9 protein-coding genes are annotated in these 12012 nt (G+C 60.1%); 1 reads left to right on the forward strand and 8 read right to left on the reverse strand.

What is annotated here, in order from left to right:
- Positions 1–56 precede the first annotated feature (56 nt).
- Positions 57–917, reverse strand: coding sequence for a transcriptional regulator HexR (gene hexR / locus KUV86_RS06990; protein WP_206942046.1), 861 nt, complete (start codon positions 915–917; stop codon positions 57–59).
- Between the two features lie 336 nt (positions 918–1253).
- Here hexR and KUV86_RS06995 point away from each other — a divergent pair, with 336 nt between their 5' ends.
- Positions 1254–1466, forward strand: coding sequence for a PA3496 family putative envelope integrity protein (locus KUV86_RS06995; protein ID WP_206942048.1), 213 nt, complete (start codon positions 1254–1256; stop codon positions 1464–1466).
- Between the two features lie 403 nt (positions 1467–1869).
- Here the strand turns inward: KUV86_RS06995 and KUV86_RS07000 are convergent, their stop codons facing one another.
- The 7 genes from KUV86_RS07000 to KUV86_RS07030 all read right to left on the reverse strand — a co-directional run bounded on the left by KUV86_RS07000 (position 1870) and on the right by KUV86_RS07030 (position 11812).
- A complete protein-coding gene (locus KUV86_RS07000; protein ID WP_206942050.1) occupies positions 1870–3210 on the reverse strand; it encodes a sodium-dependent transporter in 1341 nt (446 codons plus the stop codon).
- A 304-nt stretch (positions 3211–3514) separates the two neighbouring features.
- Positions 3515–4345 carry a DUF72 domain-containing protein gene (locus tag KUV86_RS07005; RefSeq protein ID WP_222484480.1) on the reverse strand — a complete coding sequence of 277 codons (831 nt, stop codon included), beginning with the start codon at positions 4343–4345 and terminating at the stop codon, positions 3515–3517.
- Between the two features lie 405 nt (positions 4346–4750).
- Positions 4751–6100, reverse strand: coding sequence for a DcaP family trimeric outer membrane transporter (locus tag KUV86_RS07010; RefSeq protein ID WP_222484206.1), 1350 nt, complete (start codon positions 6098–6100; stop codon positions 4751–4753).
- 395 nt (positions 6101–6495) lie between these two features.
- On the reverse strand, positions 6496–8334 hold the full coding sequence (gene glmS, locus KUV86_RS07015; protein ID WP_222484208.1) for a glutamine--fructose-6-phosphate transaminase (isomerizing): 1839 nt from the start codon (positions 8332–8334) through the stop codon (positions 6496–6498).
- Positions 8335–8396: 62 nt separating this feature from the next.
- A complete protein-coding gene (gene glmU, locus KUV86_RS07020) occupies positions 8397–9761 on the reverse strand; it encodes a bifunctional UDP-N-acetylglucosamine diphosphorylase/glucosamine-1-phosphate N-acetyltransferase GlmU (RefSeq protein ID WP_222162279.1) in 1365 nt (454 codons plus the stop codon).
- Between the two features lie 138 nt (positions 9762–9899).
- Positions 9900–10997: an FAD:protein FMN transferase gene (locus KUV86_RS07025; protein WP_206942056.1), complete on the reverse strand. Its 1098-nt coding sequence runs from the start codon at positions 10995–10997 to the stop codon at positions 9900–9902.
- A gap of 17 nt (positions 10998–11014) precedes the next feature.
- Entirely contained in the window at positions 11015–11812 is a 798-nt protein-coding gene (locus KUV86_RS07030) for an undecaprenyl-diphosphate phosphatase (protein WP_222484210.1), read from the reverse strand.
- Between the last annotated feature and the right edge of the window lie 200 nt (positions 11813–12012).

The raw sequence follows: 12012 nt of genomic DNA on the forward strand, positions 1-12012 counted from the left end.
AAGGACAGCAGACCATCGACCCCAAGGCGCGGGTCGTCAGTCTCCGCTTGTACGCGTCAAGATGAGTCGGATTCGGGGTAACGCAACGGGTTCAGGCTTCGCTTTACCGCCTTGAGCTGTTCGGCCAACTTGGGACCTCGGGTCTTGGCGACACCTACCGCCAACACGTCGATCAGCACCAGGTGCGCAATCCGCGAGCTCATCGGCGTATAAATTTCTGTGTCTTCGAGCACATCGATAAACAGCGGCAGGTCTACCTCATCCGCCAGCGGCGATCCGCTCGGGCAAAGGCCGACCACGGTGGCTCCCGCCTCCCGTGCCAGCTTGACGCTGGCGACCAGGGCGCGGGTACGCCCGGTCTGGGAAATGGCCACCACCACGTCGCCTTCCTTGAGCGTCACCGCCGACATGTTCTGCATATGGGGGTCGGCATAGGCAGCGGTAGAAATCTGCAGCCGGAAGAACTTGTGCTGCGCATCGAAGGCCACTGCACCAGACGCGCCGAAACCATAGAACTCGACACGATTGGCCATGGCCAGCGCGTTGATGGTCCTGTTCAACGCATCATTGTCCAGGCGATCGCGAATCGACAGCAGGGTGCCCACCGTCGAGTCGAAGATGCTGTGGGAGAATTCGGCCACGGAGTCGCTGTCATTCATCGAGAATTGAGCGAACTGGCTACCTGACGCCAGCATCTGCGCTAGCTTCAGTTTGAAATCCTGAAACCCGTCACAGCCAAGTGCGCGACAGAAGCGCACGACCGTGGGCTCGCTGACCTTTGCCTCTGTGGCAAGATCGACGATACGCATGTGGATAACTTCATCGGGGTTACGCAGAACGAAGCGTGCCACCTTCTGCTCTGACCGCCGGAAGTGTTCCATGCGACGTCGCATTTCATCAAACAGCGCGCGACTCACCCTTTACTCCTTTGACTGACGGGAGGCCCCGAGGTAGCAGGCCTTGAGCCTTGTCCCGCCCGACATCGTGCATGGCAGCATGACATACAGCTCCATGGCTGTCGGGCCGGTGTTGCATTCCAGTATGCCCGATGCCGGCGAGGATTGCCCAACCAATCGACATCCCCCTGATAGAGGCCAATGGTTTGAACAAAGGCACTTTTTTATCAAGCGTTGGTAGAGCGTTGCAGAATTGACACCCACACCGTCATCTTTTTGTCAACCGGGGTATAGTAAAAGGGCAGTGTCGCGCAGCGTCCTGGATGCCGGCACATTCACTGCATAGGAGAGTCGATCATGCGTAATGTCGAACGGTTAACCTCCGTAAAGAGTGAACTCCTCGACATCTTCATGAGCATGGAAGTCGCCGAACACGAGAAGCGCTCCCGTAGCGCGGCCCAGCGTAACCTCAGGGCCCGCCGCGGCATCGAGCTGCATCGCGAATTCAAGCGCCTTTCTGAAGACATCGCCGAATTGCCGGAAGACGGCAACGAAGACGAAATGCACTAGCCAGACAGTCTCATCAGCTCAGGCAGGCCTGCCACCACCGACGTTCCTGCCTGACGCCAATGAATGGCAACGTCCTCTCTGGGCATGCCATTCCCCATCTTGCCCCGCCATGAGGGCAGGTGATCGGCTCCGCCCTAAAAAATGGGCGTAGCAGCGTCTCCCCCCTACTCACGACGACCCCTGCCCAGCTCGAGCCCAGATTAAACAGAGCCCAGTTAACCAAAGCCCAGTTAACCCGAGCCCTGGCCAAACGCGGCTCGATGCGCTTGCGATGTGCCTTTAGCCGCACAATGCACAACAGGCATCGAAAGAGATCGGCGAAAACGCCAAGACCCGGCACAAGGCCGGGTCTTGGAAGCACTGAGTCGATCGACGCCACAGCGACGCCGATCTGACGAGCGGCTTACAGGCTCGAGATAAACACCACGATAACGCCGATGGGCGCGACAACACGGGTGAGAGCCACCCACACCATTTCCTTGCCGCCGGATAGGCCCAGATCTTCTGCGACACCCTCGCGGCTGAGGAACCAGCCAGCGAACACAATGGCGCCGAGACCGGTCAACGGCAGCATGAACTTGCTGGTCAGTTTATCGAGCAGATCGAAAACGCCAAGGCCAAACAGTACCGGCTCGCTCCACAGGTTGAACGACAACAGCGCGGCAATGCCCAGCGCCCAGGCACCGATACCGGCGACGACAGTCGAGGCCGAACGCGACAGGGGCGTACGCTCTTCCACGAATTCCACCACCGGCTCCAGCAGCGAAATGGCCGATGTCAGGGCCGCAAAGGTCAACAACAGGAAGAACATCAGGCCAAGAATCAAGCCGCCGCCCATGTTACCGAAGGCCAGAGGCAAGGTAACGAAGATCAGGCTGGGACCAGAGGCAAGGTCAAGCTCATTGGCGAACACGATGGGGAAGATGGCCAGGCCCGCGCCCAGTGCGATCACGGTATCCATGATAACGACGGTGCGAGCGGTCTTGATCAGATCCACCTTTTCGCCCAGGTAAGAGCCATAGGCAATCATGATGCCCATGCCCAGAGACAGCGTGAAGAAGGCATGTCCCAGAGCTGCCAGCACCACTTCGCCGTTCAGCGCTGACCAATCCGGATTGAACAGGTAGTTGAGCGCTTCGCCAAAGTGGCCAGTGGTCATGCCATAACCCACCAGCACGACCAGCAGCAGCGCCAGCGCGGGCATCAGTACATTGACCGCACCTTCCAGGCCCTTGGTGACGCCCCGCGCCACGATGCCGATCACCAGCAACATGAAGATGGAGTGCCACAGCAACAGCAGACCAGGACTCGCCAGCATGCCACCGAACAGGGCGCCGATGCCGTCGGCATCCTGACCGCTGAAGTCGCCAGTGACGCTACCCAGGGTGTAGTACAGGGACCAACCGCCGATCACGCTGTAGAACGACAGGATAAGGAAGGCACCGATCACACCGGAGATACCCACCAACGCCCAGATTTTGGGCTGACCGGCCTGCTTGGCCACGCTGGCCATGGCATTGACCGGGTTGCTTTGCCCACGCCGACCGATCATCCACTCGGTCACCAGAATAGGCAGGCCAATCAGGCCAATACACAGAAGGTAGACAAGAACGAAGGCGGCACCGCCACTCTCGCCCACCATGTAAGGAAACTTCCAGATGTTACCGAGACCAACGGCCGAGCCGGTAGCAGCAAGAATGAAGGACAAGCGCGATGACCACTGCGCATGTGTAGTCTTGGACATAAATCACCCTGAGGATACGTGTCGTCATTGATCGATCGGATGCAATGACGGCGTTGTGTTTGTAGTCGCCACGTCCTCGATAGCCCGGGTCACGGTACTACCGATAATCAAGGGGTCTGACGGATGTCAGCAGGATCACTGCCGGCACAACACTCTTCCCCAACGCCGGTTGGGCGCTGGTCGAGACCGTTGGGTTCAGGTGGGTCGTCGTCCGAGGTAAGGCGACGGCCGCCCTGGCCCATGGCAAGTGACGAACAGCCGACCAAACTAGCGTATGACACCAACAAACGCCAGCCAACATTGGTCAAAGCAGCAGATTCTGTCGATCTCCGGGGAAAGCGCAGAGTTCTGGCCACCCCATTTCCCTTGCGATTCTGGCGTAGAGCACTCTAGCCAGTTCTGGGGCCTGACGATTGTCAGCGGTATGCACAAACAGGAAAGGGGTTTTCCCCTGTTTTATCCACAGGCATAGCTGCCGTACCCAGGGCGCGAAATAGTGCTCATTTACGTCCTTGTCAAGATGCCCGATGTAACGAATGACAGGAAAATTTGCTGTGGAGAGCACATGTAGTGGGCGTCTTGGCTTTTCGCGCCTTGCCTGGATCAGCCCGGGATGGTCCATCGGTGGGCCTGAAAACAGCGGCCGCACGTCGAGCATGACGCGATCGACACCATGACTTATCAACAGCGCGTTGATATCCCGTTCAGCGGTCCCCTTGTGGAAAAACTCACTGTGTCGCAGCTCCACCGCGCAGGGGTAGTCGGACGGCCAGTCCTCGAGCGTCTGCGCCAGTGCCGGGATTTCGTCCGGACCGAAGTCTCGCGGTAGCTGGATCATGACGGGCCCAAGCCTGTCCCGAAGAGGCGCCAGCGCCTCCAGGAATGCCTCCACCTCTTGCCCCACCTGCCTGAGTCGCTTGCCGTGGGTCAGTTGCTGGGGCAGCTTGAAGCAGAAACGAAAGCCCGCAGGCGCCTGCCGCGACCAGGCATCTACGGTGTCAGGTCTAGGCGTACCGCTGTAGAAGGTCGTGTTGCCCTCCACCGCATTGAATACTTCGGCGTAGTCTGACAACCATCCGTCGCGACCAGCATGGGGGGGATAAAGCCCGCCTCGCCAGTCGGGATTCGCCCACATGGGCAAGCCGATATGCAGCGGGCGTTCAGGTGGAGATTCACACAAGGTCTTGCTCTCGCCGAGCCATCAGGGGCGACAGGATACCACCCCAACCTATTATCGTCCGGCGACAGCGCGAGCTCCCTAGGGCTTGCACGAAAAGTGCCTTCGCTTGGTGATACGGCGTTAAAAATCAGCTGGTACGCCAGCCCGGTCAAAATGCTCATTTACACCTCGTAAACTGCGCTTTCTCACCGATTTTTGCCTTGTCTAACGTTCGCTCGTCGACTTTTCGGACAAAGCCTTATCTACCGAGACCGGACGCCATCCGCGATGACGGCTCTTCATGACAGCTTTCTCACGGTTGCATGCCCCCCTGGTCTCCGTTGGGTACATCGTGGTGCGCCATCGAGGGTGGAACCTTGCCTAGAAGTCGTACTTGGCAGAGAGCTGCACGCGGTCTAGATCGAAGGTGTCCCCGTCGACCTCATCCAGGTCGTAGCGCTGGTACTCCGCTGACAGAGTGGTATTGGCGAAGGGAGACCACATCAGGTTGAGAAAAACGCTGTCGTAGCTGTCCGTATCATTGCCGCTGCCATGGCTGTCGAGTTCCGTGGCCGAGTAGGCAACGCTTGAGCGCAAGGTGTCGGTCCAGTAGTGCCGATAGATGGCGGACGCCCCCCAGGACTCGACCATCTTGAGCTGTCCATCCTCGACCTTGGCGTTGGGATAGGCACCCAGGGCCATGTAACGCCCCAGGTTGCCGTAGTTGGCCTGGAGCATAAGGTCATCTTTTTCGAACACCGGGAAACGCCCGGTCAGGCTATAACCGGCCCCCCAGCGACTGTCGTCATCCTCGGCATCGTCCAGGCTGAAGCGTCGGACGACGGTGGCAGCAGAGACATGTCCCCAGTCCTGATCCACGTTGACTCGGGCCACCATATCCGGGGTGTCCTGGTCGTCGTCGCCATCCTCAGGGTTCTCCACCGCGAATTGTAGATTGCCCCAGTCCAGCGGGTAGGTGTAACGGAGCTGAGGCTGTCGCACAAAGATGGAGCCCGTATGGGTACTGAAGGCGTCCAGCTCCCCGAGTCCCTTCACGTCCATGAAGGTCGACCAGGTCTGGCCGGCCAGCCAGTTTCCCCAGCTCAAGTAAGCGTGCCGCAACCTGGGGGCGTAGGAGTTGGACACAAATTCGTTGGCTTCATCGTCGGCACCGTAGAAGTCCATCTCGATGAAGGTGTTCATGGTATCGCCCCCCACCGGCGTGGAGGTGCCAATATTGAAGCGTGTTTCACGTGCACTGAGGCTGACCCGATTGTCCTTGTCATCATCGGTGGCACGCAACAGCCCCGCCGTCACCGTCTCGTTGGCCTTGCCGTCGCTCAAACCGTTGTCGGAGAAAGCCGCCTGGGCCTTGATATAACCACCGATGGCCACCGTCGTCTCGCCCACCAGAAAGTCGCCGTCGTCGGTGCGCCTGACCACGCTGTCGCTGACCTCGGCCACCTCATGCTGCATATGGGTCTGTTGGCTGATCAGGCTGTCGATCTGGGCCTGCTGCTGCTCGACCAGCGCCATCGCCGCCTGTTGCTGCTGTTTCAGCAGTTCGATCTGGGCCTTTAGCTCGTTGAGTTCCTGCATGGTGGTCTGGGCAACGGCCTTCATAGGCACCATGGCGAGCACAGAAACGCCGGTCAGCATGGCAGCCGAGAGCACCACAGGAGAGAGCATGACAGGGGAGCGTAAGGGGCCGCTGGAGCATCGTCTGATCATCGCCAGTCCTCGGTCGTTATCGTTATAGGCTCAGGAGATGGGCTTCACCGCTACCGGCCAACATCACAAGCGCTTGATAAGCGACTATAGGAACGAAGATGCATCCATGGTGTTTGATTATGTGCTCAATAAGGCTAAGCACATAATGGTATCTATTGGCACACTAGAGAGGATTTTATCCCTTTTTTCAGGGAACTAGCCTTACGCCAAAGACACATTTTCTGCACCGCAGCAGTTCGCAATGCACGCCATTGCACACATGTCGAAGGGTATTGTGCAGCGGATGCGGCAGCGTTGACGAGGTCTCGAAGCGACGGCGCCGAACACTGAGTGTTCGGCGCCGTCGCTTGTCTATGGTAGAGAACCACTCTTGTGGCTTACCGCTGGCCCCGTGGCTATTCCACGGTCACCGACTTGGCCAGGTTGCGCGGCTGATCCACATCGGTGCCCTTGAGTACCGCCACGTGGTAGGACAGCAGCTGCAGTGGCAGGGTGTAGAGGATCGGCGCCAAGGCATCATGCACATGGGGCAGATGCAGGACGCGGATACCGTCACTTTCATGCAGACCCACGTTCTCGTCAGCGAAGACATACAGCTCTCCGCCCCTTGCCCTGACTTCCTGCAAGTTGGACTTGAGCTTGTCGAGCAGCTCGTCGTTGGGGGCTACCGAGATCACCGGCATGTCGCTGTCCACCAGTGCCAACGGGCCATGCTTGAGCTCGCCCGCCGGATAGGCCTCGGCGTGAATATAGGAGATTTCCTTGAGCTTGAGCGCACCTTCCTGGGCGATGGGAAAGTGGGCACCACGGCCCAGGAACAGCGCATGATGCTTTTCGGCAAAGGCCATGGACATGGCCTCGATGTCCCGGTCGAGACCCAGTACCTGGCTGCACAGGGTGGGCAGCGAACGGAGCGCATCGACGATCTCGGCCTGCTCGCTCTCGTCCATGCCACGCACCCGTCCCAGCGCCAGCGCAAACAGCATCAGCGCCGTCAGCTGGGTGGTGAAGGCCTTGGTAGAGGCCACGCCGATCTCGGGACCCGCCTGGGTCATCAGGGTCAGGTCGGCCTCACGTACCAGCGAACTCCCCGGCACGTTACAGATCCCCAGGCTACCCAGGTAGTTCTGCTGCTGCATGGCAAAGCGCATGGCGGCCAGGGTATCCGCCGTCTCCCCCGACTGGGAGAGCGTCACGAACAGGGTACCTTGGGGAACCACTACCTGACGGTAGCGATACTCGGACGCCACCTCCACCTGCACGGGCACATTGGTGTAGCGCTCCAGCCAGTACCGCGCCACCATTCCCGCATGGTAGCTGGTACCACAGGCCACGATGTGAATCTGGCGAACGTCCTTGAACAGGCGCTCGGCATCGGGACCGAAACTTTCCACCAGCACGCTGCGATCCCCCAGACGCCCTTCCAGAGCGGCGGCGATCACCTCCGGCTGCTCGTGAATCTCCTTGAGCATGAAGTGACGGTAGGCGCCCTTGCTGGCCGCTCCATCACCGTGCTCGAAGGTGTGGATCTCACGCTGAACCGCAACGCCGTCGGCATCAAACAGCTCAATCTGACCGTCACCCGACAGCCTGACCACATCACCCTCAAGCAGGTAGATGAAGCGATCGGTGACGGGCAACAGCGCCAGCGGATCAGAGGCCAGGAACGCCTCGTCGATACCGACCCCCACCACCAGAGGGCTGCCCTTGCGCGCTCCCACCACGACCCCCGGCTCATCCACCGCCATGACCGCCAGCGCGTAAGCACCATCCAGCCCGGCGACAACCCGCTGAAACGCACTCAAGAGATTGCCGTCGCGGCGCGACTCGCGCTCCAGCAGATGGGCGATGACTTCGGTGTCAGTCTCGGATTCGAACTGATAGCCCTGATCGCTGAGCTCTTGGCGCAGCGACTCATGGTTCTCGATGATGCCGTTATGCACCACCGCCAGGCGGTCCCGGGACTGGTGAGGATGTGCGTTGGGCTCGCTGGGACGGCCGTGGGTCGCCCAGCGGGTGTGGGCGATGCCACTGTGACCGGGCAAGCCCGTCGCCTGCAGGCGTTCTTCCAGGGCCGCTACCTTGCCCACGGCACGTTGACGATCGAGCCTACCCATGGGGCTTCGCACCGCCATTCCGGCGCTATCGTAGCCGCGATACTCGAGGCGCTTGAGTCCCTCGAGCAAGATATTCTGTACGTTGCGCTGGGCAACCGCGGCGACGATGCCACACATAGGGGTCACTCCTTGAAAAACATCATGATTTACAGCAGCTACGCATCAGGGCACGGACACCCTCACTCATCGTCCTTGGACGGCCGCGGCCAGTTGGCCTTGGCAATCTGGCGTGCCCTGGTCACCGCCAGGCTGTGATCGGCCACGTCTCGGCTGATGGTCGAGCCAGCGCCTACCGTCGCCCCCTCACCGACACTGACCGGCGCCACCAGCGCTGAATTGGAACCGATAAAGGCGGCATCGCCGATCTCGGTACGATGCTTGTTGGCACCGTCATAGTTGCAGGTAATGGTACCTGCACCGATATTTACCTCACGGCCCAGGCGAGCGTCGCCCACATAACTCAAGTGGTTGATCTTGCTGCCTTCTCCGACCTCGGCATTCTTGGTCTCGACGAAGTTGCCCACCTTGGCCTTGACCGCCAGTCGCGAGCCAGGACGCAGCCGGGCGAAGGGGCCGACCTGATTGAGTCCCGCCAATACGGCGCCATCAATGATGCTATGCGCCTCAATCACGCTTTCGGCACCAATGTGACTGTTACGAATCACCGTGTAGGGTCCAATCCGCACGCCTTCGCCCAGCTCAACCTCGCCTTCGAACACGCAGCCTACGTCGATAAAGACATCGTGACCGCAGCTCAGACGCCCACGCACATCGAGTCGTGCAGGGTCGGCCAGGGCCACACCACTGGCCATCAATGACTCGGCGATGCTGTGCTGGTGGGCACGCTCGAGCCGGGCCATCTGAGACCGGTTGTTGACGCCTTCCACCTCGATCGGACGCGACGGCTGAGCGGTAGCAACGCGGACACCCTCGGCAGCCGCCATGGCAATCACATCGGTGAGGTAGTACTCACCCTGTGCATTGTCGGAGGACAGCTCGGGCAGCCAGCGCTTTAACTGCGCACTGGTCATGGCCATGATGCCGGTGTTGCACTCACGGATCGCAAGTTGCTCGTCGTTGGCATCCTTCTGCTCGACGATGGCCACGACATTGTCCTGCTCATCGCGCACGATGCGTCCGTAGCCGCTGGGATCTTCCAGAGTGACCGTCAAAAGGCCCATGCTGTGATCATTCACCTGGGTGAGCAATGACGTCAGCGTATCGCGACGAATCAGCGGCACATCGCCATACAGCACCAGGACCTTGCCATCTCCCAGTTGTCCCAGCGCCTGGGCCACGGCATGTCCGGTCCCTTTCTGTTCCGCCTGATGGGCGAATCCCACTCCTGTATCGGCCAGCGCCTCGCGCACCCGCTCACCGCCGTGTCCGATGACCACGTGGGTACGCTGTGCGCCAAGTCCCGACGCAGTGTCCACCACGTGACGCACCATCGGCTTTCCAGCCAGGGTATGCAGTACCTTGGGCAGGCTGGAGCGCATGCGGGTGCCTTGTCCGGCGGCCAGAATCACCACATCGAGGCTCATTGTGACTCCTTGTCGTGTAGAGGAGAGAAAAAGATCCGGACGGACCAGAACGCCATGACCTTGACCAGCAGGGACCGCTGCCCTTGAGACAGCATAGTCTGGTCAGCGCCAGGTCGCGCCTTCTTGCGAACAGTGTTTCTATTCTAGCGGGATGTCGTCCTGGGACACTACCTTGAGACCAAGCTTGTCGACGACATCACTGCCAAACCGCTCGACGAAGGCGGGACTGACCCAGCTCTCCCATCCCTCGCCTTGACGTACCAGCATGACGACCGGCAGCTCCGCGGCAATCGCCGCCTGCATGCCCTCCCGCTCGCCCATCACGCTGATGGCGGTGGCCCAGGCATCTGCCCAGGCGTTGGAGGGATGCACCACGCTGACCGACGCCAGGCGATGGGTGATCGGACGTCCAGTGCGCGGATCGATGGTGTGGGAATAGCGCTTGCCATCCACCTCGAAGTAATGGCGATAGTCGCCTGAGGTGGCTACCGAGATATCGTCCAGACCGACCACATGCTGTGCCTTGGGAGTGCCGTTCTCGGGTACCTCGATACCGATGCGCCATAGGCCATCACCACCGTCACGGTGGCCTTTCACCTTGACCTCGCCGCCCAGGTTGACCAGGTAGTTGGCAATGCCCTGGCGGTCGAGAAACGCCGCCACTTCATCCGTGGCAAACCCCTTGGCGACGCCGGAAAGGTCCACATAGACGTCGCGCAGGCGTCTGGCCTGGGCAGTGTCGGTATCAATCTCGAGGGCATCCATGCCAACTTCGGCCAGGCGCTGCTGCAGCACCGCCTCATCGGGAATCTGTTCGGGTTCGGCTTCAGGACCGAAACTCCACAAATTGACCAGACTGCCGACGGTCACATCGAACGCACCGTGACTTTGCTGGCTGACCGACTGGCTGATGGCCAGGACCTCCATGAACTCGTCGGAGATCGGCTGCCACTGAGCCAACGGGGCCTGATTGAAGGCACTGAGCTCGGAGTCATCCCGCCAGGTCGACATGGAAGCATCGACATCGTGCATTTCGTCGAGCACGCCCTGCTCGATCTCTTCCAGCTGCTGTTCGGTCAGCGGATCCGCCACGGTGATCTGGTAAAAGGTGCCAAAGATGTCGCCTTCCAGGGTCACCGCCGACGTGGTGGTGTCGGGCTCATCGCTGCAACCGATCAACAGTGATGCAAGCACAGGCAAAAGCCAGCAACGTCGCACAGTCTTGGCGCTGATCATGGGGGCCTCCTTGAGCATCAACCAAACAGCCAGATCAGCGCGATGCCCAGCAGCACGCGATAGACGACGAAAGGCTGCATGCCGATACGCTTGATGAATGACAAAAAGAAGTGGATGCACAGATAGGCGCTGACGCCGGACAGCAAGGTGCCTATCGCCAGATCTCCCCAGTGCACATCGATACCGGACTGCAGCAGCTCACAGGCTTCCAGCCCGCCAGCCAGGATGATGACCGGAATCGACAGCAAGAAGGAAAAGCGTGCCGCGGCCTCTCTGCCCATGCCAAGCAACAGCGCTACGGTAATGGTAATGCCGGAACGCGAGGTACCCGGGATCAGCGCCAACGCCTGACCGATGCCAATCCACAGGGCGTCTTTCCAGCTCAGCTGATATTCACTGCGGGACCCACGGAAGCGCCAGTCAGCCAGACCCAGCAACAGACCAAAGGCGATCAAACCGAATGCCAGCACCATGGGGGAGCGCGCGTACTGTTCAATGATGTCCTTGAACAGGAGGCCTGCCACGCCGACGGGAATCGTGGCAAGGATGACCCACCAGGCGAGCTTGCCGTCCTGATCGGTGCCACGGCCAGCGACACTTCTGCACCAGCTCACGATCATGCGCTGGATGTCATCGCGAAAGTAGATGAGTACGGCCGCCAGACTCCCCAGATGCAGGGCGACATCAAAGGCCAATCCTTGATCGGGCCAATCGCTGAACACCGGAACCAGAATCAAGTGAGCGGAGCTGGAGACGGGGAGGAACTCTGAAATTCCCTGAACCAGGGAAAGTACAACTATCTGTAGCCAATCCATCGGATAACCCGTAAGCATGAAAGGGTGACAGGCAAACGCGTGCAAGAGCATACACGCCGCCGCGCCGGATGTCCGCCCAGAGCCTTGAAGCGGAGCCCACGGGCAGCGTTTTCCCCACCTGGGTCAACCACCGACAACCTACCGTGCTGTTGGCGCGTCACCACCGTTCACACGCTGGAAGATGAGGCAGAGCTCCCGGC

The sequence above is a fragment of the Halomonas sp. DP8Y7-3 genome (assembly GCF_019801675.1).
In the GTDB taxonomy this organism is placed as follows: domain Bacteria; phylum Pseudomonadota; class Gammaproteobacteria; order Pseudomonadales; family Halomonadaceae; genus Halomonas; species Halomonas litopenaei_A.